Source organism: Marinimicrobium locisalis, from assembly GCF_039822625.1.
Classification (GTDB): domain Bacteria; phylum Pseudomonadota; class Gammaproteobacteria; order Pseudomonadales; family Cellvibrionaceae; genus Marinimicrobium; species Marinimicrobium locisalis.
The window spans coordinates 1-23,187 of sequence record NZ_JBDLLG010000002.1 but is presented as its reverse complement, the minus strand read 5'-3'; the positions used below and the strand labels follow the sequence as shown (position 1 = coordinate 23,187).

Sequence of the window (23,187 nt, the reverse complement as noted above, 5' to 3'; positions counted from 1 at the left end):
GCGTTGTATTACCGCGGCTACAACGGCTCTATACATCCGAGAGTACGATGTTCGTTCGATGAAGGAGAAAATCCTATGTTTTCTAAAAAAATAACTACCTGGGGTACCGGCGCGTTGCTGGGCCTGGGTTTGGCAATGGGGTCGGTGGGCGTCCAGGCGCAAACCGGCAACTGTGAATACCTCGTCACCAATGATTGGAACTCCGGCCTGACCGGTGCCATTCGTATCAGCAACACCGGCGACAGCGCCATCGACGGCTGGAGCGTCAGCTGGGAGTACGATAACAACCAGGTGACCAACGCCTGGAACACTCAGTTGAGCGGCAGCAACCCCTACACCGCCAGTGACATGGGGTGGAATGGCACCATCCAGCCCGGCCAGTCCGTCGAGTTTGGCTTTCAAGTGAACAAAAACGGCGGCGAAGCGGAAGCGCCGGAAGTTACCGGCGATGTATGTGCCGGTGGCACTTCCAGCTCGGCGCCGGCATCCTCCAGCTCTTCCGTGGCCACCAGCAGCGAAGCCTCCTCGGCGGTCTCCTCCAGCTTGGCCTCCAGCAGTGTCCCGAGCGGTGGCGAGCAGTGCGATTGGTACGGCACGCTCTACCCCTTGTGCCAAACCACTGAAAGTGGCTGGGGCTGGGAAAGTAACGAGAGTTGCGTCGCGCGCAGCACCTGTGAGTCACAACCCGCGCCCTATGGCGTCGTGAATGGTGGCTCGAGCGCTTCCTCTTCCGTAAGCAGCTCGGTTTCCTCCAGCCAGTCCAGCGTACAGTCCTCGGCCAGCAGCGAATCTAGCGCACAGTCTTCCGCTAGCAGCAGTAGCGCGCCCAGTGACGATTTGACCTTCGAGAGCCTGCGCAACCTGGCAGAGTTCCCGGTGGGGGTTGCCGTTCCCGCAGGCAACGAAACCAACAGTATCCTCGATGATGACCCTACCGGTGAAGGTCAGCGTGAAATAATCACGCAGCATTTCGGCCAAATTACCGCCGGCAACATCATGAAGATGAGCTACCTGCACAACCAGCGCGGCAACTTTACCTTCGGTAATGCCGACGCTCTGGTGGATTGGGCCTTGAGCAACAACATCGGCGTTCACGGCCATGCCCTGGTATGGCATTCGGAGTATCAGGTACCTGACTGGATGAACAACTTCCAGGGTACCGAAGAGGAGTGGGTCGAAGCGTTGCGCGAGCACGTTATCGGTGTGGCTTCGCACTTCGCCGGCCGGGTGGACAGCTGGGATGTTGTCAACGAAGCCTTCGTGGATGAGGGCTACCGCACCGACTCCATCTTCTACGAGAACATGGGCGAGCGTTACATCGAAGAGGCCTTCATCGCCGCCAACGAAGCGGACCCGGATGCAGACCTCTACTACAACGACTTCAGCATGGAAAACGGTCAGCCCAAGTTCGATAACGCCATGGCCATGGCGCGGGATTTCGTCGAGCGCGATATCCCCATCGACGGCATCGGCTTTCAGTTCCACGTATTCGTTGATTGGCCCAGCACCTCCGCCATGCGGGAGGTTTTCTCCGAAGTGGTTGACCTCGGCCTGAAGGTAAAAATTACCGAGCTGGATATTCCGGTCAACAACCCTTACAGCGACAACTACAGCTACCCGGATAACTACATCTCCGAGTACACCGACGAGGCGGCTCAGGCCCAGAAGGAGCGCTATTGCTCCATCGTCGAAGCGTACCTGGATGAAGTGCCCCCCGAGCTGCGTGGTGGTGTTACCGTGTGGGGCGTGTTTGATAGCGACAGCTGGTTGATTGAGCAGACTTTCGACAACAACCACGACGAATGGCCCCTGCTGTTCAATGACAACTTCGAACCCAAACCGCCCGCTCAGGGTGTGGGTGACGCGCTGATGGGCTTGCCCTGCCAGTAAGCGTTTCCTCGAGTGGTCTTTTCTTTGACGGCGCCCCTCGGGGCGCCGTTTTTGTTTCTCATCCAACTGCATACGTATTCAGCCCCACCCTCGCGGGCTTTCTGCTAGCGTAAGCCCCAGCTTCCTCTGGGTGCCGGTAAGGTGTTAGGGCGTGAGGAAGGCAAACGGTTTTACCCCATCAATTGAAAACCGTTGATGTGCTAATGTTCATAAAATAACTGAAGCCGCCTGTCGGTACGGGTCGCGCCGGCTCGAAGAATAAGTGGAGAGGTCAATGGTAGATAGAATAAATGAGGTTGATTGGCTCGGAGCGGAGCGCAGTTCAAGCATGGCGCCGGGCGCCGTTCACGCAGCCGCCGCCGGACCAATCCGCCGACTCGCCGTACTGGTATTGTCGCTATTGGTGCTGAGCGGTTGCGGTGAAGAACCCTCCGTCGTGGCGCCCGCCAGCAAAGAGGTATTGACCGGCGAGATGAAGGCCTTCCGCTCGGTACTGGATGGCAAACCTCGCATCCTAACGCTGCACCTGGGCAACGATGTACGCCTGGCCTACGATACCGAAAGCGCCAACCTCTACCGCCTGTGGCGCGGCGAGGTGGATTTGAAAGGAGCCGTATTCGACACCCGCCACGGCCCCCAACCCACCAGTGAAGGCGCCCTCTACGCCACCCAGCCCGAGGCTCAATGGCAGCTGGAGGGCGCCGAGTGGCGTTACGCCGGGCACCGTTTTGAAGGGCGACAGCCCGTGCTTTTGTACGAAGGTCGGGGCAATGACTGGACCGCTTATGTCTCGGAAACCCCTCGCATCGAACGCCAGGGCGATACCGTAACGCTGCGCCGGGAGTTCCTCGTGCACGGCTTGCCCGACGACGTAGACCTGGTGCTCTCGGGGCAAGTGTGGCCGGAAGAGAAAACCCTGAAGGGCGCTGCTCAGTGGTCCGGCGAAAAAGGCCTGCGCCTGAGTAACGGCGCCTCGACCTTGACGCTTACCTACACCGACCCCGAGCCCATCGAAGCGGAAGAGGTCATCGACCCGGACCAGCACGCCGGTGAAGCCCTCGTGGCGAACAGTGACTGCGCCGCCTGCCACAACCCCCAGGCCCAGACCGTGGGGCCGGCCTATATCGACATTGCTCAACGCTATGACAATCGGCTCGAAGTCGTCATTGAGCTGGCGCAAAAGATCATCGAGGGCGGCGCCGGTAACTGGGGCCAAACGCCCATGACCCCCCACCCGGATTTGAGCGAGGAAGACGCCGAACAAATGGTCGGTTACATCTTCTCCCTGGGGGGAAAGGACCCCGAAGAGACCCGTTGGCTTCTGGACCAGCCCGCCGACGCCTATGAAGTGGTGGAAGACCCCTCCTCCGCCGCCAAAAACGGCGCGATGCTGTACCTGCACCCCTACAGCGGGGACCAACCGAGTATCGACACCCTGCGCACCTCCGACCCGGTGGACGCCGCCCGAGTGGCCCGCATTCACCTGCCCAACAAAGCCGCCTTTGCGCCCCTGACCACCCGTTTTGCCATGCACGTGAAAGCGCACTTGCGGGTCGAGCTGCCACTGGAAACCGAACTGCGATTGGTCAGCGATGATGGCGGCTTCCTCTATTTAGACGGTGAACCGCTCATCGATAACTGGGGCTTCCACGGTCCTCAGCCGGCGGAGGCCGACGTCGCATTGTCGCCGGGGTTATACCCCCTGGATCTATTTTATTTCCAGAGCAGCAAGGGGGCCGCGCTCTCGCTTCAATGGCGCAACCCGCAGACCGGAGAATTCGAGATTATTCCCGACTCCATGCTTCGCATCGAGCCGGCGGACCGGCTGGCGGTTAGGTCCCTGGTGACCGACCCGGAGCGGGTGAAAGCCATTCCCGGAGACCAGTACAAGGTCCCCGGGATGCATCCGGCTTTTGATGTGCACCAGGCCCGCCCCGAAGCGTTCGAACCCATGGTCGGGGGCATCGACTTTTTGCCCGACGGGCGCATGGTGATCTCCACCTGGGACCCGGAAGGCTCGGTTTATATCGTGAGCGACTACACCGAGGAGCCAGACCAAATTGAGGTCAAGCGCATTGCCCGTGGGTTGGCCGAGCCTCTCGGCGTCAAAGTGGTTGATGGGGAAATTTACGTGCTCCAGAAACAGGAGCTGACTCACCTGGAAGACCTAAACGGCGACGAGGTGACCGACGTTTACCGCACCGTATCCGCCGATTGGGCGGTGACCGACAACTTCCACGAATTCTCCTTCGGCCTGGAATACGAAGACGGGCACTTCTACGGGGCTTTGGCCACGGCGATTCTCGCCGGCGGCGCCAGCGCCCAACCTCAGGCCCCGGACCGGGGCAAGGCCCTCAAGATCCGCGCCTCCGACGGACAGGTAACCTATGTCGCTCACGGCCTGCGCACGCCCAACGGCATTGGTTACGGCATTGATGAGCAACTGTTTATCGCCGATAACCAGGGCGACTGGCTGCCGGCCAGCAAAATCGTCGAGCTCACACCGGGCGCCTGGTACGGCTCCCGCTCGGTGGACTACGAAGGCACTGCCGACCTGACCGAAACCCAACCGGTGGTCTGGTTGCCCCAGGACGAAATCGGCAACTCCCCCAGCGAACCGGCACCGCTCAACGTCGGCCCCTACCAAAACCAAATGATTCACGGCGACGTCACCCATGGCGGCATCAAACGGGTTTACGCCGAACGGGTAAACGGCCGTTTGCAGGGTGCCGTCTTCCGTTTTATGCAGGGGCTCGAGGCGGGCGTTAACCGCCTGGACTGGACGCCGGACGGCTCCCTGATCGTGGGCGGCGTCGGTAACCCGGGCAACTGGGCCGACGGCAGAAAACAGTGGTACGGATTGCAGCGCTTAAAGTACAACGGCGAAACCGCCTTTGAAATGCTCAGCATCAGCGCCCGCTCTGACGGCTTCGTCATTGAGTTCACCCAACCCATAAAAGCCGGCCAACACCTTCGCCCGGACGACTTCCAAATCCAGCAGTGGTACTACGAGCCCACCGAAGACTACGGCGGCCCGAAAAAGAAGCTGGAAACGCTCCCCATCGAAGGCTTCGCCCTATCCGAAGACCGCACCCAAGCGCGCTTCAAACTCGACGGCCTCAAACCCGAGCATGTGGTCTACTTCCGCATCAAACGCCCCTTCGTCAGCGACACGGGCAACAGCCTCTGGAGCACCGAAGCCTGGTACACCCTGAACGCCATACCCGACAACAAACCAGTCACCTTGGAAGGGCGCACCCCCGAACACAATACGCTGACTGACACCGAAAAAGTCGAGGGCTGGCGACTGCTGTTCGACGGTGAAAGCCTCAATGGCCTGCGCAACTACAACGCCCAGACCCTGGGTAAACGCTGGACCGTCGACAACGGCACCTTGCACTTCCAGGGCCGTGGCACCGAGGAAAATACCGGCTGGCAATCCGAACACGGCGGCGACCTGGTCCTCACCCCAAAACCCGTCAAAGACTTCGAGCTATACCTGGAATGGAAACTCTCCCAAAACGGCAACAGCGGCATCCTCTACAGCGTCGACGAAGGCCATGAGCACGCCTACATGAGCGGCCCGGAATACCAACTGCTCGACAACATCGGCCACCCGGACAGTGAAATCTACACCCACCGGGCGGGCGACCTCTACGACCTTATCGCCGGCCAACCGGTCACCGTCAACCCACCCGGCGAATGGAACCGCACCCGCCTGGTCGTGAACGACGGTCACATCGAACACTGGCTAAACGGCTACCGGTTGGTGAACATACAAATGGGCTCGGACGTCTGGAACGCCTTAATCGCCAACAGCAAATTCGCCGAATGGGACGCCTTCGCCGCAACGCCGCAAGGGCACATCGTGTTGCAGGATCATGGCGATGCGGTGTGGTTTCGGAATATTAAAATGCGGGAGTTGAATTAACGTTTTGGGAGTGGCGGATGCGGCTTGCGCCTTATCCGCCCTACGTCTGCTGTTGGCACTGAGGGCGGGAGTGGGGTGTACCGTTCCAAGACCGTGGAGCGAGGGACTCGCGATTCGAGCCCCCATGGATGGGTTTACGGCGTGTCTTGGAACGGTACACCCCACTCCCAACCGTTCGCGATGCCCTACAGTTCGATCCGCTTTCCATTTTCAGAAGCGGACTTAAAAATCGACTGCACAATATGAATATCCCGTAGACCTTCCTCGCCCGGCACCATCACCGGCTTATCCTGCAAAATCGCCAAGGCATCATCATCCATCTGCTGCGCCTGCTGATCCGCAATCGGCTTATCCAACTTTCGGCCATCACTCGTCTCACCCTGCACACCCGTATAACTCGACATAGGCCGCAAGTAATACCAACCATCCTCACAGGTTACATCCAACTTATTCCCCGGCTTCACAAAACTCGTCATGCAATCCGCCATGGCACCGTTAGGAAACTCCAACTGAAAGTGCGTCGTCGAATCCACCTCCGTAAACACCTCTGGATGCGTCACCTCATGCCGACCGCTGACGGCAACCGGCTCAATCCCCATCGCATAACGCGACCCATTAATGGGATAAACCCCCATATCATAAAGCGCGCCGCCGCCCATCGCCTTCTGCATGCGCCAATTATCCTGCGAGCGATTCTCGCCACCCGAATAAGCCGCAATCGACTCCACCTTCTCAATCGGCCCAAACGGCTTCTCCTCGGCAAAACGCATCACCGTCTGCGTATTCGGCTCATGCTGCATCCGGTAACCAATACTCAACTTCACCTTATTCTTATTACAGGCATCAATAATCGCCTGACACTCCGCCTCATCCATCGCCATCGGCTTCTCACACCACACATGCTTCCCGGCATTGGCCGCAATTACCGAAAACTTCTTATGCAAGGACGTCGGCGTCACCACATACACCACATCAATATCCGGGTTATCCGCAATCGTGTGCAGGTTTTCATAGTTATACACATTGGCATCCTTGATGCCGTACTTTTCTTGCCACTGGGGAATCTTCTCCGGGCTGCCGGTGACAATCCCGCGCAGCTCACAGTACTGCGTCATCTGCAATCCGGGCGCCAGCTGCCCGGAGGCATAATTTCCGAGTCCGAGCAGCGCCACGCCAAGCTTGCGCGGCGGCTTGCCGATCACGTGAGGGGCCCAGCCGGAAGAGAGTAGGGCGGTAGAGGCGCCCATGGCTTGGAGAAAACGACGGCGGTTGAAGTGCGGGGTAGGCATGGTTGTGGCCTCCGGGTTTGATGGATGGCGTTAAGTGGTTCTATTTGAGTTGGGTTTGGTAGGTGGCGCTCGCTTCGCGAGCTTACCAACCCTACGAAACTGCACTTGTTGCACTGAGGTTCGCGGTGGGGTACACCCTATCGAGACCGTGGAGCGGTGGACCCGCGATTCGAGCCTACAGGGGCCGCTCCCTGGCATCCATGCCATCGCGGCATTAGTGAGTCCCTTCACGTCACGTATTTACGGCGTGTCTTGAGAGGGTGTGCCCCACCGCGAACCGGGCTCAATGCTGTAACCACTTAAAAACAGTAAATAAGTATGATTCGACCATAACGGAAATTGGATCATAGCTCTATGAATTTCGCCTCATCTACCCAGGGCGGGTACAATACCCACCTTTGCATAACCCCAGCGGCGAAACCCAGAGGAGCCAGCATGTCACAAGACACCCAAGCCGACAAACAGGCCGTCAAAGACTACCTCCTCAGCCTACAAGACCACATCTGCCAACAACTCCAAGAAGAAGACGGCAGCGCCGAATTCATCGAAGATGCCTGGGACAGAGAACAAGGCGGCGGAGGCCGCTCCCGGGTACTCACCGAAGGGGCCGCCATCGAAAAAGGCGGCGTCAACTTCTCCCACGTCTTCGGCGAACAAATGCCCGCCTCCGCCACCGCTCACCGCCCAGAGCTGGCCGGGCGCTCGTTCGAAGCCATGGGCGTATCGCTCGTTATCCACCCCAACAACCCCCACGCCCCCACCAGCCACGCCAACGTGCGCTTCTTCATTGCCGAAAAGCCAGACGCCGACCCCGTCTGGTGGTTCGGCGGCGGCTACGACCTTACCCCCTTCTACGGCAACGAAGAGGACTGCCGCCACTGGCACCGCACCGCCCGGGACGTCTGCGCCCCCTTTGGCGACAACATCTACCCCTTCTTCAAACAATGGTGCGACGACTACTTCTACCTCAAACACCGCCAGGAGCCCCGGGGCGTGGGCGGCCTGTTCTTCGACGACTTCAACGAACTGGGGTTTGAGCGCAGCTTCGCGCTGATGCGCGCGGTGGGCGACAGCTACGTACCCGCCTACCGCCCGATTCTGGCACGGCGCAAAGGCACCGACTACAGTGAACGGGAGCGCAACTTCCAGCTCTACCGGCGCGGTCGTTATGTCGAATTCAATTTGGTGTATGATCGCGGCACGCTCTTCGGATTACAGACCGGTGGGCGCACCGAGTCCATTCTGATGTCCCTGCCGCCGCTGGTGCGCTGGGACTACGACTGGCATCCGGAGCCGGGCAGCCCAGAGGCGGCGCTCACTGAGCACTACCTGCAACCCCGGGACTGGATCGAATAACAATATCTGGATGGTTTTATGACAGATTCTTATGCCGTGTTTGGCAACCCCATTGCTCACAGCAAATCCCCCTATATTCATCGCCAGTTCGCGGAGCAAACCGGCCAGGCGTTGGCCTACACCAAGCAGCAAGTCAACGACGGTGAGTTCGAGCAGGCCGCCGAAGCCTTCTTTGAGAACGGCGGCAAAGGCCTGAACGTCACCGTCCCCTTCAAGGTGGACGCCTACGGCTACGCCGCCCGGCTGACCCCGAGGGCCCGCCGCGCCGGCGCCGTCAACACCCTGGCCAAACAACCCGACGGCACCCTGCTGGGGGACAATACCGACGGCATTGGCATGGTCAATGACATGCACAACCTGGGCTGGGAGATCGCCGGCAGGCGGGTGCTATTGCTCGGGGCCGGCGGGGCGGTGCGGGGCGTGCTGCAGCCGCTGATGGAGCAGCAGCCGGCATCGGTCACCATCGCCAACCGCACCGTGCACAAAGCGGAGCAACTGGCCAAGGGCTTTGCCGACCTGGGTGTCATCGAGCCGGTGGGTTACGAGAATCTGGACCAGAAAGCCCCGTTTGACCTGGTGATTAACGGCACCTCCGCCAGCCTCGCGGGGGAGCTACCGCCGCTGCCCGAGAACCTACTCGCCCAAGGCGCCGCCTGTTACGACATGATGTACGCGGCCGAACCCACCCCCTTTTTGGTCTGGGCCGAGGCCCACGGGGCCAGACACCTGGCCGACGGCTTGGGCATGCTGGTGGGGCAGGCGGCGGAATCCTTTTACCTCTGGCGTCAGGTTCGGCCCGAGGTTATGCCCGTGATTACCTCTATGCGACGAACGCTGAACACCAAAAAAGGCGCGTAATTGCCCCATTCTTTGAGGTAAGATAAATAGCATATATAGCGGGGTTGTTAAGGTGGGCTCGGTCCGCCGGCCAGCCCCGCCGGTGATTACGAACACTCCTACCATCGCGAGCAATGCAATGAGCAGACTAGAGGGTGGTCGCAACCTGACCCATCAGGTTACCTACCAGTTGGGAGCGGCGATCGTGCGTGGGGAATACGGCATTAACGACCCCTTGCCCACTGAAGCCGAACTGTGCGAAGCGTTCGACATCAGCCGCAGCGTTATTCGCGAGGCGGTAAAAATGCTGACCGCCAAGGGGCTGATTTCCTCCCGCCCGCGTCAGGGCATTCGGGTTCAGCCCAACAATCGCTGGAACATGTTCGATGAAGACGTGCTGGAGTGGACCCTGAGCAGCCGGCCCTCCCTGGCGCTGCTGCGCGAGTTCACCGAGCTGCGCATGGGGATTGAGCCCGAAGCCGCGATTCTCGCCGCTCGCAAGCAAAACCGGGAGTGTATCGCCGGCATTGAAAAGGCCCTGTTACGCATGGAAGCGGCGGAACAGGGCAATGATGACCCGCTGGAGGCGGACATCGCCTTCCATACCTCGGTCTTGCTCGCCAGCGAAAACCGCTTCTTTATTCAATTGCGCAGCTTTATTCAGACCGCACTGCGGGTGAGTATCGCCTCCACCAACCAGCTCAAGGGCGTGGAAGTGGCCAGTGAGGCCGACCACCGCGCCGTGTACGAAGCCATCGCCGCGGGGGATGGCGAGGGTGCGCGAAAGGCGGTGGGGGCGTTACTTGAAGAGGCGCTCACACTGATCGACGCCTCCCTGGAGGCCCGGCAGGCGGCGATGGCCTGAATTCGGCTTGATTCGAGTTTTCTCTATGTCTACTCCAGGAAGCTTCGGCGCCCCATCGGCGATGATGAGCCGGCGGGGCCGGGGCTTGTACACTGGCGGGATGACCGTTTCAGGTGCCACACTGGGGGATCAGATCGGCCAGGGTGAGTGCTACAATAACGCAATCATTCGCCCTGAACTTTCGCAAGGCGCCATCGGCGACCAGGTGGACCGGAAATCGCATTGATATGAACGCAGACTACACCCATTATGCCAGCCTCGCTCACCGCTCGGTGCTTATCACCGGCGGGGCGACCGGCATCGGCGCCTGCTTGGTGGAGGCCTTCGCCTCCCAGGGCAGCACCGTGGCATTTGTGGATATCAATGAAGAGGCCGGCCACGAGTTGGTCGAGCGGGTGCAGGCCCGGTATGACTGTAAGGCGGTGTTTAGGCCCTGTGATGTGACCCGAATCGATGAATTGCGCGCGGCCATCCGCTCCCTGGCGGAGACCTGCGGCGATTTCACGGCGTTGATCAACAACGTCGCCAACGACCAGCGCTACGACCCCCGCTATCTGTCCGAGCAAGCCTGGTACAACAGCTTGGCGGTCAACCTGCATCCGGCGTTTTTTGCCGCCCAGACGGTTCAGCCACTAATGGCCCGCCAGGGGGGTGGTGTGATCATCAACTTTAGTTCGATCAATGCGCTGTTCGGCCCGAGCAAGCTGCCCAGCTACAACACGGCGAAGGCGGCATTGCTGGGCCTGACGAAGTCACTGGCGCGGGATTACGGCACGGATAAGATCCGGGTGAATGCGATTGTGCCCGGGTGGGTGATTACTGAGCGGCAGTTGAACAAGTGGCTCACGCCGGAGGCGGAGGCATGGTGGATGGATCAGGTTTGCCTCAAAGAGCGCATTCTCCCCGAAGATGTGGCCAAGTTGACGCTTTTCCTCGCCTCCGATGACGCTCGCATGATCACCGGGCAGAAATTTGTGATTGATGGCGGACGGCTTTAATCAGATTTCGTGGTTGTATTCACGTCCGGCCATTGAGTAGGGAGCTGCTCGACCGCCACTGTTGCTATTGGCACTGAGGGCCGATGTGAGGTGCACTGTTCCCGGACCGTGGAGCGCGGGACACGCGATTCGAGCCTACAGGGAGGTATTTACCGGCGTGTCCGGGAACAGTGCACCTCACAGCGGACCGGACAGTAAGCCCCAACAAACCCCGACGTCCCACTTTTCCCACCTCAAAACCCACTATCGGCACTCGCAGTGCCACCCAATTCTACGCATAATAGGCCCGCCAAAAACCCCGGCGGGAACCGTGCACTATCGGCAATAGACACTCGGACACCACTTAACAAACAACACAGACCGAGGGGCGAAGAAAGGGCGCCCAAGCATACCCGCCGGACAATAACCACATAACATGGAGCGCAACATGAGCTTGTCACCACTTGATATCACCACCTTCGCCATCTACTGCGTGCTGCTCGTCGGCATCGCCTGGTGGGTCTCCCGGGAAAAAGCCGGGCATGAAAAAAACTCTACCGACTACTTCCTCGCGGGCAAATCCCTCCCCTGGTGGGCCATCGGCGCCTCGCTCATTGCCGCCAACATCTCCGCCGAGCAAATTATCGGCATGTCCGGCTCCGGCTTCGCCATCGGCCTGGGCATCGCCTCCTACGAATGGATGGCCGCCGTCACCCTGCTCATTATCGGCAAATACTTCCTGCCGATTTTCCTGGAAAAAGGCATCAGCACCATGCCCCAGTTTTTGGAGCAGCGCTATGACAGCCGCGTGCGCACCGTCATGGCCATCTTCTGGCTGGCGCTGTATACCTTCGTCAACCTGACCTCCATCCTTTGGCTGGGCGCGTTGGCGATCAACGCCATCACCGGGCTGGATTTGGTCTACGGGCTGGCCTTCCTGGCGGTGTTTTCCATCGGCTACTCCATCTACGGTGGCCTGAAAGCCGTGGCGCTGACCGATATTATTCAAGTGGTGCTGCTGATCATCGGTGGCTTGATGGTGTCCTATTTGGCGCTGGACCAGATTGCCGAAAACGCCGGCGGCGCCGGTGCCTTCCAGGGCTTCTCCATTATGCTGGCGGAGATTCCCGGTAAGTTCGATATGATTCTGGACCCGAGCAGCCCGCACTATGTCAGCCTGCCGGGTATTTCCGTGCTGGTGGGCGGCCTCTGGATTATGAACCTGTCCTATTGGGGCTTTAACCAGTACATCACCCAGCGCACCCTGGCCGCCAAGAACCTGGCCGAAGCGCAGAAGGGTATTGCCTTCGCCGCCTACCTGAAAATCCTTATGCCCTTGATTGTGGTGCTGCCCGGCATGGCCGCCGCCATGCTCAAGCCGGACCTGGCCCAGCCGGACCAGGCTTACCCGGAAATGATGAAATTGGTTCCCCAGGGGCTGCTCGGCATTACCTTCGCGGCGTTGGTGGCGGCCATCGCATCCTCCCTGGGTTCCATGGTGAACAGTATTTCTACCATTTTTACCATGGACATCTACAGCAAGATGATCAACCAGAATGCCTCGGAGCATAAGAAAGTTGTTATCGGCCGCTCCGTCGCCTGCCTGGCCATGTTGATTGCGGTGATTATTGCCCGCCCGCTGTTGGGTAACTTCCCTCAGGCATTCCAGTTTATTCAGGAGTTTACCGGCTTCTTTACGCCGGGCATTGTGACCATCTTCCTGCTCGGTTTCTTCTGGAAGCGCGCCACCGCCACCTCCGCCCTGGTGGCGGCCATTGCCTCGGTGGTACTGTCGGCCCTGTTTTGGAAATTCTGGCCCGGCTTGCCGTTTATTGACCGCGTGGGTATCGTCTTTATCGCCTGTGTGGTGCTGGCGGTGGGGATTACCCTGCTCAGCGGCGCCAAGGAGCAGAGCAATGCCATTCACCTGGATAACATCGACTTCGGCACCCGTACCAGCTTTAACATTTTGAGCCTCGGGGTGGTGTTGATTCTGATCGTCCTGTACAGCGTTTGGTGGTAATCCCATGCGACAGCCCGAGTGGATAACCAGCCTACCGGTAGCCAATGAATTGGGCGAGGGGGTGCTTTGGCATCCCCGGCAGCAGGCCCTGTGGTGGACCGACATCCACGGCCGCCGGCTGTACCGCTATCACCCCGAAAGCCATGGCCTGACTCAGTGGCCCACGCCCGAGCGGTTGGCCACCTTTGGGTTTGTGGAGAACTCGCACCCGCAAACCCTGATGGCCGCCTTCGACAAAGGCTTCGCCCTCTACACGCCGGAAACCGGCGCCTGTCACTGGTTGGCGCAGCCGGAAATTGACCGGCCCGGCAACCGCTTCAACGACGGCAAGGTCGACCGCCAGGGCCGCTTCTGGGCCGGCACCATGGTGGAAGAGGGCGACCCCTTGGCGGATGATGAGGGGGGTGCCCTGTATTGCTGGAAGGGGGATACCCCCCTTGAGCCCCAACTCAAAGGCCTAGGTATTTGCAACGGCCTGTGTTGGAGCCCGGACAGCCGAACGGCTTACCTGTCCGACTCCGGTCGCGGGGTTTATTACGCCTACGATTTCGAGCCCCATAGTGGCAGTTTCAGCAACCGAAGGGTATTCGCCCTGGCGGAGGAAGGGACCGGCCACGACGGCAGCTGTGTGGACGCCGAGGGCAATGTCTGGAACGCCCGCTTCGGGGGCGGGAAGGTGGTCTGCTACTCGCCCGAGGGCGAAGTGCTTCTGGAGCTGAAGGTACCGGTCAGCCAGCCCACTTGCGTGGCCTTTGGCGGGCCGGATTTGTCCTGGCTGTTGGTGACCACGGGGACGGAGAACCTGCCGGAGAAGCAACGGGCGAAAGAACCGGAAGCGGGGAATCTGTTGATTTACCAAACCGATGTAAAGGGCTTGCCCGTGGATTTTTATAAGGGATAGCAAAGGCGTCAGGTTTATGCTCTGAAAGGGGAGCTGTGGTAAGCTCAAGGATCAATAACGCGACCGCTTCTACAGGGAGGAAAACCCGTGGCGAAAATGGACTGTCAGTTCTTTCCCGGCACACCCGCTACCTGGCAGTGTGCCCAGTGCCAAACCTTTTACGGCGAACACTGCATCCCGGCGGGCCACAGTGGCCATTGGGGCCGACGGGGCCCGGCCTGCATTCGCTGCAATAACCCCCTGAGCTATCTGGGCAACGCGGTGGATGCCAAGCCGTTCTGGCAGCAGCTGCCGCACTTTCTGGCCTACCCCCTTCACACCCATGCACTGATCGCCATCGCTGTTGTGGCGGGCCTTAGCCTATTACTGACCGCCGGGTTGCTGGCGATCGCGGTGGCGCTTTTGATAAGCGCCATTCTGGTCAAGTACGGCTTTGCCATTATTGAGCAGCGCGGGCTCGGGAAAACGACACCGCCGACACTGAGTGAGGCGGTCGGTGGGGACGAAGATCACCTGTTTTTACGGCAGATCGCGTTGCTCGTGGCGATGGGGGCGATGGCCGCTTTCGCGACCGGGGTCTCGGCCCCCCTTGGGTTATTGGTCTCCGGGTTTCTCACTCTGGCCATCCCGGCTTCGACCATGCTGCTCGCGGTGGAGAAGTCCGTTTGCCGAGCCATTAATCCGCTGGCGCTGCTGTCACTTATGGTGACTGTGGGTTGGCCTTACTTGCTGCTATGGTTCTGTGCGCAGGTCATTATGACCGGCTCCTACTACGCCACTGCGGTTTTTTCCAATGTGGCCGAGGGCATGGTGTTGCTGCCCATTACCATGGCACTGACCGCCTACTTTACCTTTGTGCTCTACACCATGCTGGGGTATGTACTGTTTGAATATCAACAGGAGCTGGGGTATGAGGTTGAGCCCGAGGATGACACCGACATGGACGCCGAGGCGTTCGCCAAAGCCAAGGCGCTGGGTGAGTCCGCGGTGCTGCTGAGCGATGGAGAGTACGATAACGCCCGCCGTTGCCTGCGAAAGGCATTGGACAGTGTTCGGGATGATGTCGAGCTACACCTGCAATATCATAAGCTGTTAATGCTGTTGGAAGACGACGAATCGCTCTACAACCACGGCAACTACCTGCTGGACCTGATGGCGCAGCGGGCGGAACTGGCCCGGGGTGTGACGGTCTTCCTAGAGACTCAGAAGCGCCTGCCCCAGTTCAAAGTGGAACGGCCGGAGACAGCGGTCAAATTGGCGGAGCTGCTTTGGCAGCAAGGCCAATACCGGGCCATGGTGCGGCTGCTGCATAACTTTCACAAACAACACCCCGGCCACCCGACGGTGCCCAAGGCTTATCTGTTGGTGGCGCGTGCCTTTAGTGAGCCCCTGAACGATGAAGTCAAGGCCATCGCCATTGCCCGATACGTGGTAAAGAAGTACCCCCGCTGTGCGCAACGGGAGGAACTTGACCAACTTATACAGGTTCTGAATCAGACGTCGCCGGCTCAGTAAGCGCTTCCAGCGCACTGTGCCAATGGCGCGCGCGGGCAATGTCCGTGCTCTGTTGGTAATGCCGATGCACCCGGCGAACCATCGCGATCAGCGGCTGGCGTTTTGCCCCCCGGGCCTGGGCCAGCCGCAAGTAGGCCTCGGCGTAGGAGCGTTCACCCAAATTCCAGAAGCGGCGGCTCAACAACAGGCAAAGGTCGCCGGTCAGGGCCGGCGCCTTCGGTGAAAGCGAGCGGTACTCTCCCAATAACTCCTTGATCATCGAAATCCAATGTGGATCCGTGTCGCCGTGCTGACAGAAAGCGCGCAGCGCCGAGAACGCCGCTTGGTGGAAAGGCTTTCGGGATGGCTGGCTTTTGTGCAAATCAAACAGCGTTTCCCAGGGGCGGGGGTCGGTGGGGTGGTGTTTGCACAGATAATCGGCCCGGCGCCGAGCCTGCTCCACATCCAGGTTGGCCACTAGGCGCTGTACCTCCCGCAGGTGTTGGTTCAGCGCATCCTCCTGTTGGGATTCCTCCTCCCGCTGCGCAAACTGTTTGCGGCTGGCCGGCAGCGCCAGCACCATGGCAACACCCGCGAGCAAGCCCCCGATGTGGGCCCAGTAGGCGGTGTTGGACTCGACAAAGAAATAGCCGTAAAACTCCTTCGCCAGCCAGGCCGGAAGCACCCATAGGGCCGGCGCGGTAAATTCGCCGAAGTAAAATAAAACGCTGTAGAAAAACCGAATGCGCCGAAACCCGTAGAGGGCCAGGTACATCCCCATCAAACCGGAAATGGCTCCCGAGGCGCCCACCACCGGGGTGATCGAATTAAGATTTAACAACAGAAACAGCCCATCGGCGGCCAGGCCCGAGGCCAAGTACATGGCCACATAGACGGACGGCCTGAGCGCGGTTTCGAGAATAAAACCAAACAAAAATAAAAATGCCATGTTCCCCAGCAGGTGGCCCCAGCCCCCGTGCAAAAACAGGCTGGTGATAAAATCCAGAGGCTCGGGTTCGGCGGGGATAAGCCCGGCCTGCAACACGCTGATTTTGTTTCGTTCGGTTTCGAACTGGTGACGTTTGCGTTGCCATGCCTCGAGGTTCTCGGGCTCTTGCTCGCGCCAAACCTCTCGCAGGTAGGCATCAAACTCAATGTCCTGGACCACCAGGGGGCCGATACTCAGCGGTTCCGGCGCGGCCTCGCGAATGGCGGTCCAGCGCTCATAGGCTTCGGGATTTTCCCGTTGCAGATAACGGTTGTAGTGGGGGCGTTCAACTGCGCTGAGCGCCAGCTGCCTGTAAGTGTCGATGGCTTGCGCTCGCTTGCCCTCATCCAGGCCCTGGTAGAACACGAACACCAACAGGTTGATCACGATCAAGGCGAGGGTAATGAGCGGGGGCCGGGACCAGTCGGGTTTGTTTTGAATGGGAATGATGAACACGCAAGCTTCCTTTCCTGAGGATTGGGTGGAGATTATCTCCCGGCGGGCGCATCAGCCACAACCGGGAGCCGTGGTTTTCATCGGCTACTTCGGCCGTCGATCGAGCGTTCGGTACCCGAGAGCTTCGGTAATGTGGGCGGTCTCCAGCGCGGCGCAACCCGCAATGTCCGCCAAGGTGCGGGCCACTTTCAATACCCGGTGATAGGCTCGGCTGGATAAGCCCAGGGTTTCAATGGCATCTTCGAGCAGGGTGCGCTGGGCCTGGTTTAAATCGCACACCCGTTCGAGCTCCGGTACGCTCAGTAAATGGTTGGCCTTGCCTTGTCGGTCCAGCTGGCGCTGGCGTGCAGCCACCACCCGTTGGCGTACCGCCTCGCTGGGTTCGCCTTCACGCCTGCCTTGCAGTTCGCCGCGCTTGAGCAGCCGGACGGGTACATGCATATCGATGCGGTCCAACAGTGGCCCGGAAATTTTGTCGCGGTAGCGGCGAATCTGGTCCGGAGTGCAGGTGCAATCGCCCTCCGCCGCCCCATGGTACCCGCAGGGGCAGGGGTTCATGGCGGCGATCAATTGAAAGCGAGCGGGGTAAACCGCGTGCGCCCGGGCGCGCGAAATGCGCACCTCCCCGCTCTCCAGCGGCTCGCGCAATACCTCCAGTACGTGGCGGTGAAATTCCGGCAGTTCGTCCAAAAACAAAACCCCGTTATGGGCCAGCGAAATTTCGCCGGGCTTGGGGTGCGAGCCGCCGCCCACCAGGGCGACTGCGGAGGCGGTATGGTGGGGCGAGCGAAACGGACGGGTGGAGTGGTGGTGCGCGGGTGCCCCCGGTGCCACGGAATACACCGCCGCCACATCCAGCCGCTCGCGATTTTCCAGAGGCGGGAGCAGGCCGGGTAGGCGGCTGGCGAGCATGGTTTTGCCCGTGCCCGGCGGGCCGTACATCAAGAGGTTGTGGCCGCCGCTGGCGGCGACTTCCAGGGCGCGCTTGGCCTGTATTTGCCCTTTGACATCGCTAAGGTCCATAGCGGCGACGGTGGTGTCGGGTTCATCCGGAGCGGGCTGGGCAAGCGGAAGCGTTTCCCGCTGATGCAGATGCGCACATACCGACAGCAGGTTGTTGGCCCGGTAGATCGGCGTGCTCTGACAGAGCGCCGCCTCCTCGGCGTTCTCTGCGCTGACAATCAATGAACGCCCGGCATCGCTCGCGGCCAGGGCCGCGGGCAGCGCGGCGGTAATCGGTCGCAGGTCCCCGGACAGGGCCAGCTCGCCCATAAATTCGCACTCACTCAGGCTGTCTTCGGGAATTTGGCCCGAGGCGGCGAGAATGCCCAGCGCAATGGGCAGGTCAAAACGTCCGCCTTCTTTAGGGAGGTCGGCCGGGGCCAGGTTGACGGTAATGCGCCGGGCGGGGAATTCCAGGTGACTATTGAGAATGGCGCTGCGCACCCGGTCCTTGCTTTCCTTCACGGCGGTTTCCGGCAGGCCCACCATATTCAGAGCGGGCAGCCCGTTGGACAGGTGCACTTCGACGGTAACCAGTGGCGCTTGGACACCGAGCTTGGCTCGGGAATAGACAATAGCGAGTGACATTCGCAATCCTTGCTGATGTGGGTTGAATCCGAACGGGACTATACCGCAACCGTTACTGGTGGGAAAAGGAACCCGGTTCCGTTTTTGGGCATTGAATGAGGCAGGGTGGTCCGAGGCGGCGCGCAATCCGATGGGCTTTGCGAAGCCCCAGCTTTTATCGGATTACGCGCTTCGCGCTTCAATCAGACCTACTGGCAGGCTCCTTTTCCAGGTTCGCCAATTGCTGTTCGAGCTTCTCCAGCCGCTCGCGGGTACGTTGTAGCACGGCGGCTTGGGCGTCGAATTCTTCGCGGGTGACCACGTCCATTTTCCCGAGGGCGGACTGGACGGCCGCCTGGAGCTCCTTTTTGGGGAACATTTCCTTCAGGGCAGGCATTTTCCGGTCGAGTTCCTGAAAGACCTTTTGGGCAAAATCGCTGATCATATTCACTCTCGGTTGCCGGTAATTGAGTACAACAGTGTAGCGCTCTGGGTCGACGCTGTCAGCGTTGGTGTTGGGTGGGGCGCTGGGCGCCGCCCCAGGGGGAGGGTGAGACGCTATGAGTTCTCGCTGTGCCACTGTTTGATGGTGCGGGAGACTTCTTCCACGGGTTGGGGGCCGCAGAAGTGGTAACCCTGCATCTGGTCGCAGCCGGCTTCAAGCAGCCAGTCACGCTGGGCCTGGGTTTCGACACTTTCGGCGACCACGGTTTTGTCCAAATTATGGGCGAGGTTGATCATGGCTCGAACCAGCCGCTGGTCCTCCTCATTGCGGCTAAGCGCCGAGAGAAACTGAGAGTCGATTTTGACCGAGCTGATTGGCAGGCGTTGCAGCTGTAGGAAGGAGCAGCTGCCGCTTCCAAAGCGGTCGAGGGAGAAAGTCAGCCCCAGGTGTGACAGGGGCCGCATGCACAGGCTGACCAGCTCGAGGTTGTCCATCAGGCCGGCCTCGGTCAACTCGAACTCCAAGTGCCGCCCCGGTACCTCGAAAGCTTTAAGCGTTGTCGCCAGTCGATGGACCAGTTGCTCATCGCGAAACTGACGCACCGAGAGGTTCACCGACATTCGCAGGTTCGGCCCGCACTGCTCTTGCAGCAGGCGTAGGTCCTGGCAGGCCCGCTCCAGCACCCAGTAGCCCATGTCATTGATCAGGCCGGTGTCCTCCGCCACCCGGATAAACGCCTTGGCATTCAGCGGGCCTTCTTCCGGGTGATTCCAGCGCAGTAGCGCCTCCAGAGCCACAATGTCGCCGGTTTGGAGGTCGATCCGGGGCTGGTATTCCAGGTAGAGCTGACCCTCGCGCAGGGCGTTGCGTAAGTCCGCCTCCATGCGCAACTGCAGGCGCACCTCCTTGTTCATCGCTTCGGTAAAGAAGCGGTAGCCGCTCTCTTCCTGCTGTTTGGCCTGGTACATGGCCAAGTCGGCGCTTTTGAGAAGGCTATCGGCGTCCCGACCGGCATCGGGATAGACGGCAATGCCGATGCTGCAGCCGATGCTTATGTCGTAGCCACCAATTTGGTAGCGGGCGGAGATGCGCTCAATAATCTTTTCCGCCACGTGGGCCACGTCGGTGCTGCTGTCGGTATTTTCCAGCAGCAGCGTGAACTCGTCCCCGCCCATACGGGCCACCGAGTCTGAGCGGCGCATGCACTCCTGCAGGCGCTCGGCGCAGATGCGGATCATGCTATCCCCGGTGTCGTGGCCGAAGTTGTCATTCACCTGCTTGAAGCCGTTCAGGTCGATAAACATCAGGGTGAATTTCCCCTGGTCCCGGTCCGCCAACCGGATGGCGTGCTCGAGGCGGTCCCGAAACAGAATCCGGTTGGGGATATCGGTGAGGGTGTCGTAGTGGGCCAGGCGACTGAGGTGCTGTTCGGTGCGCTTGCGTTCAATGGCGTAGCGCAGGGTGCGCTCGAGCAGTTGGGTGTTGATTTGGCCCTTAATCAGGTAGTCGGCAGCGCCGGCGCGAATGGCCTCGCGGTCCACCTCGGTTTCCATCTCGTTGGTCATGACCACGATGGGGGTGGTGCAGGCTTGGGTTTTGGCGGCGGTGAGCAGGTCCTGGGCGGTGTCATCGCCCCAGTAGTAGTCGAGCAGGATCAGGTCGTAATCGTCGCCAAAAATGGTGGGCAAAGCGCCATCGAGCCGGTCATGCCAGACCAACTGATAATCAGTGTGGTGAATTTCCGACAGCAAATCGGCCAGCAGCAGGTACTCGCCTTCCTCGCGGTCTATAAAAAGAATCTTAACGATTCTGTCCATTGCTCACTTCCACTGTTCCTTTGGCGTCTTTCGCAGGTGTGCCTGACGCCTATTATCTATCAACCCTGACGGATTACACACCATGAAGAAATCCGTGCCAAAATGCGACTTTACACCACCTTTCGAGCATAATAAACCTCTTTGTGCGGCGCGGCTTGCATGGGGGTTGGCCCCTGCTACAATGCGGCGCCCTGCGCATTGTTCAGAGTTTGCACTGCCAACGTCTGTATTGAGCCTGTATTGAGAGGTCCCGTGGCCCAGCTAAACCCCCGCCAGCGAGAAGCTGTACGCTACATTGATGGCCCCTGCCTGGTGCTCGCAGGGGCGGGCAGTGGCAAGACCAGTGTGATTACCCGCAAGATCGCCTACCTCATCGAGAAGTGCGACCAGCCCGCGCGCCATATCGCCGCGCTGACCTTTACCAACAAGGCGGCCCGGGAGATGAAAGAGCGGGTCAGCTCGCTGGTGCGGGGCTCCGCCGCCAAGGGGCTGACCGTCTCTACCTTTCACAACCTGGGGCTGAACATCATTCGGCGTGAGTACAAAGCCCTGGGCTTCAAACCGGGCTTCTCCATTTTCGATGCCGAAGATGCCCGGGCACTGCTGAAAGAGCTACTGCTCAAGGACGGCGAACTCGATAGCGACCACCTCAACCGCGTACAACACCAGATTTCCAACTGGAAGAACGATCTCACCGCCCCGGAGGAGGTGCTGGCCATGGCCCAGAGCCCCGGCGAGCAGACCATCGCCCGGGTGTATGAGCGCTACAACCAGGCGCTTCGAGCCTACAACGCAGTGGACTTTGATGATCTGATCCTGATTCCGGTGCAATTGTTCCAAAGTCAGCCGGAGGTGCTCGCCCGCTGGCAGCGCAAAATCCGCTACCTGCTGGTGGATGAATACCAGGACACCAACTCCAGCCAATACCTGCTGGTGAAGCAGATTGTGGGGGTGCGTGGCTCCCTCACCGTGGTGGGGGACGACGATCAGTCCATCTACGCCTGGCGCGGCGCCCGCCCGGAGAATATGAGCCTGCTCAAGCAGGACTTCCCGGCACTCAAAGTGATCAAACTGGAGCAGAATTACCGCTCCACGAGCCGCATCCTGAAGGTGGCCAACCATTTGATCAGCCATAACCCCCACGAATTTGAAAAGGCCCTGTGGAGTGAGATGGGCGTGGGGGAGACGATTCGCATCGTGCGCTGCTCCAACGAAGAGGCCGAGGCGGAGCGGGTGGCCACCGAAATTCTGACCAGCCGATTGCGCTACCAGCGCAAATTCAAGGATTACGCCGTGCTCTACCGGGGTAACCACCAGGCCCGGTTGCTGGAGATCAAGCTCCAACAGCACCAGATTCCCTACAAGATCAGCGGTGGCTCCTCGTTCTTTTCAAAAACCGAGATCAAGGACGTGATGGCCTACCTGCGCCTTCTGGTGAACCCGGACGATGACAACGCCTTCCTTCGGGTGATCAATACCCCCCGCCGGCAGATTGGCACCAGTACCCTGGAAACCCTGGGCCGCTACGCCACCGAACGCCACATTGGGCTATTCAGTGCGGTCAATGAAATGGCCCTGGAACGCCAGCTCAATGAGAAAGCGCTGGAGCGCCTGCGCCGCTTTGTGCACTGGATTGAGGGGGTGCACCAGCGCTGCCACGGCGACAACCCCGTCGCCGCCATTCGGGAAATGCTTGAAGACATGGACTACGAAGCCTGGCTGCACCAGAACGCCAGTACCCCCAAGGCCGCCGAGCGGCGTTGGGAAAACGTCCATTACCTGGTGGACTCCCTGGGCCGAACCATGGAGCCGGATGACGACGGTGAGACCATCACCATCAAGGAGGCCATCGCCAAGCTGGTGCTGCGGGACCTGTTGGAGCGCCAGGAAGAAGAGGACGAGATGGACCAGGTGCAACTACTCACCCTGCACGCCTCCAAGGGTCTGGAATTCCCCCATGTGTTTATGATCGGCATGGAAGAGGGCCTGCTGCCCCATCGCAACAGCATCGAGGACGACAACATTGAGGAAGAGCGGCGCCTGACCTATGTGGGCATCACCCGCGCCCAGCGCACCCTCACCATGACCCTGGCAGGCAAGCGCAAACAGTTCGGAGATGTGAGCGAGACCACGCCCAGTCGCTTTCTGGAAGAACTACCGGTGGAAGACATCGAATACGAAGGGTTTGGCGAACACAGCCCTGAGAAAAACGTGGCGAAGGGGGAGGAGACGTTGAGTAGCCTGCTGGGGATGTTCGATTGATCGCCGTTGACCACAATGGTTGGCGTAGGGCGATGAGATGGTCTCCTCCCCTCTTTAACCGGCATCGCGATGTGCCAAGATAGGGAA

General features: G+C 59.9%; 15 protein-coding genes. 10 read left to right on the top strand and 5 right to left on the bottom strand.

From position 1 onward, the window contains the following. The first annotated feature begins 75 nt into the window (after window positions 1–75). Window positions 76–1,890 (top strand): endo-1,4-beta-xylanase, encoded by a 1,815-nt coding sequence (locus tag AAE514_RS01885; RefSeq protein ID WP_347329804.1) that lies wholly within the window; start codon window positions 76–78, stop codon window positions 1,888–1,890. 274 nt (window positions 1,891–2,164) lie between these two features. Continuing rightward, window positions 2,165–5,821 (top strand): 3-keto-alpha-glucoside-1,2-lyase-like domain-containing protein, encoded by a 3,657-nt coding sequence (locus AAE514_RS01880; RefSeq protein WP_347329803.1) that lies wholly within the window; start codon window positions 2,165–2,167, stop codon window positions 5,819–5,821. 185 nt (window positions 5,822–6,006) lie between these two features. Here AAE514_RS01880 and AAE514_RS01875 read toward each other — a convergent pair whose 3' ends face one another. Further along, window positions 6,007–7,110, bottom strand: a complete 1,104-nt coding sequence (locus tag AAE514_RS01875) for a Gfo/Idh/MocA family protein (protein ID WP_347329802.1) — start codon at window positions 7,108–7,110, stop codon at window positions 6,007–6,009. Between the two features lie 435 nt (window positions 7,111–7,545). On the opposite strand from AAE514_RS01875, the gene hemF reads away from it, so the two are divergent. From hemF to AAE514_RS01840, 7 genes are all read left to right on the top strand, one after another. Beyond that, complete coding sequence (gene hemF / locus AAE514_RS01870) at window positions 7,546–8,466, top strand: oxygen-dependent coproporphyrinogen oxidase (protein ID WP_347329801.1); 921 nt, start codon at window positions 7,546–7,548, stop codon at window positions 8,464–8,466. Between the two features lie 18 nt (window positions 8,467–8,484). Next, entirely contained in the window at window positions 8,485–9,324 is an 840-nt protein-coding gene (gene aroE, locus AAE514_RS01865; RefSeq protein ID WP_347329800.1) for a shikimate dehydrogenase, read from the top strand. Window positions 9,325–9,442: 118 nt separating this feature from the next. Continuing rightward, window positions 9,443–10,168: a FadR/GntR family transcriptional regulator gene (locus tag AAE514_RS01860; RefSeq protein ID WP_347329799.1), complete on the top strand. Its 726-nt coding sequence runs from the start codon at window positions 9,443–9,445 to the stop codon at window positions 10,166–10,168. A gap of 227 nt (window positions 10,169–10,395) precedes the next feature. Then, the gene (locus AAE514_RS01855) at window positions 10,396–11,166 is read left to right on the top strand and encodes an SDR family NAD(P)-dependent oxidoreductase (protein ID WP_347329798.1); all 771 of its coding nucleotides are present in this window, start codon (window positions 10,396–10,398) and stop codon (window positions 11,164–11,166) included. A gap of 427 nt (window positions 11,167–11,593) precedes the next feature. After that, window positions 11,594–13,168, top strand: a complete 1,575-nt coding sequence (locus AAE514_RS01850) for a sodium/sugar symporter (protein WP_347329796.1) — start codon at window positions 11,594–11,596, stop codon at window positions 13,166–13,168. Between the two features lie 4 nt (window positions 13,169–13,172). Next, the gene (locus tag AAE514_RS01845) at window positions 13,173–14,069 is read left to right on the top strand and encodes an SMP-30/gluconolactonase/LRE family protein (protein ID WP_347329795.1); all 897 of its coding nucleotides are present in this window, start codon (window positions 13,173–13,175) and stop codon (window positions 14,067–14,069) included. Window positions 14,070–14,156: 87 nt separating this feature from the next. Then, complete coding sequence (locus tag AAE514_RS01840; RefSeq protein WP_347329794.1) at window positions 14,157–15,584, top strand: tetratricopeptide repeat protein; 1,428 nt, start codon at window positions 14,157–14,159, stop codon at window positions 15,582–15,584. On the opposite strand, the gene AAE514_RS01835 is transcribed toward AAE514_RS01840, so the two are convergent. From AAE514_RS01835 to AAE514_RS01820, 4 genes are all read right to left on the bottom strand, one after another. Further along, complete coding sequence (locus AAE514_RS01835) at window positions 15,547–17,007, bottom strand: rhomboid family intramembrane serine protease (RefSeq protein WP_347329793.1); 1,461 nt, start codon at window positions 17,005–17,007, stop codon at window positions 15,547–15,549. The genes AAE514_RS01840 and AAE514_RS01835 overlap by 38 nt on opposite strands. Before the next feature lie 84 nt (window positions 17,008–17,091). Further along, complete coding sequence (locus tag AAE514_RS01830; RefSeq protein WP_347329792.1) at window positions 17,092–18,597, bottom strand: YifB family Mg chelatase-like AAA ATPase; 1,506 nt, start codon at window positions 18,595–18,597, stop codon at window positions 17,092–17,094. 178 nt (window positions 18,598–18,775) lie between these two features. Continuing rightward, the gene (locus tag AAE514_RS01825; protein WP_347329791.1) at window positions 18,776–19,021 is read right to left on the bottom strand and encodes an accessory factor UbiK family protein; all 246 of its coding nucleotides are present in this window, start codon (window positions 19,019–19,021) and stop codon (window positions 18,776–18,778) included. A gap of 113 nt (window positions 19,022–19,134) precedes the next feature. Beyond that, window positions 19,135–20,838, bottom strand: coding sequence for a putative bifunctional diguanylate cyclase/phosphodiesterase (locus tag AAE514_RS01820; RefSeq protein ID WP_347329790.1), 1,704 nt, complete (start codon window positions 20,836–20,838; stop codon window positions 19,135–19,137). A gap of 252 nt (window positions 20,839–21,090) precedes the next feature. Here AAE514_RS01820 and rep point away from each other — a divergent pair, with 252 nt between their 5' ends. Beyond that, complete coding sequence (rep, locus tag AAE514_RS01815; protein WP_347329789.1) at window positions 21,091–23,100, top strand: DNA helicase Rep; 2,010 nt, start codon at window positions 21,091–21,093, stop codon at window positions 23,098–23,100. Window positions 23,101–23,187 lie beyond the last annotated feature (87 nt).

What these genes read in the sequence shown, in the direction of transcription:
- AAE514_RS01885 (WP_347329804.1), top strand. Translation starts at nt 76, where the DNA reads ATGTTTTCTAAAAAAATAACTACCTGGGGTACCGGCGCGTTGCTGGGC.
- AAE514_RS01880 (WP_347329803.1), top strand. Translation starts at nt 2,165, where the DNA reads ATGGTAGATAGAATAAATGAGGTTGATTGGCTCGGAGCGGAGCGCAGT.
- AAE514_RS01875 (WP_347329802.1), bottom strand. Translation starts at nt 7,110, where the DNA reads ATGCCTACCCCGCACTTCAACCGCCGTCGTTTTCTCCAAGCCATGGGC.
- hemF (WP_347329801.1), top strand. Translation starts at nt 7,546, where the DNA reads ATGTCACAAGACACCCAAGCCGACAAACAGGCCGTCAAAGACTACCTC.
- aroE (WP_347329800.1), top strand. Translation starts at nt 8,485, where the DNA reads ATGACAGATTCTTATGCCGTGTTTGGCAACCCCATTGCTCACAGCAAA.
- AAE514_RS01860 (WP_347329799.1), top strand. Translation starts at nt 9,443, where the DNA reads ATGAGCAGACTAGAGGGTGGTCGCAACCTGACCCATCAGGTTACCTAC.
- AAE514_RS01855 (WP_347329798.1), top strand. Translation starts at nt 10,396, where the DNA reads ATGAACGCAGACTACACCCATTATGCCAGCCTCGCTCACCGCTCGGTG.
- AAE514_RS01850 (WP_347329796.1), top strand. Translation starts at nt 11,594, where the DNA reads ATGAGCTTGTCACCACTTGATATCACCACCTTCGCCATCTACTGCGTG.
- AAE514_RS01845 (WP_347329795.1), top strand. Translation starts at nt 13,173, where the DNA reads ATGCGACAGCCCGAGTGGATAACCAGCCTACCGGTAGCCAATGAATTG.
- AAE514_RS01830 (WP_347329792.1), bottom strand. Translation starts at nt 18,597, where the DNA reads ATGTCACTCGCTATTGTCTATTCCCGAGCCAAGCTCGGTGTCCAAGCG.
- AAE514_RS01825 (WP_347329791.1), bottom strand. Translation starts at nt 19,021, where the DNA reads ATGATCAGCGATTTTGCCCAAAAGGTCTTTCAGGAACTCGACCGGAAA.
- AAE514_RS01820 (WP_347329790.1), bottom strand. Translation starts at nt 20,838, where the DNA reads ATGGACAGAATCGTTAAGATTCTTTTTATAGACCGCGAGGAAGGCGAG.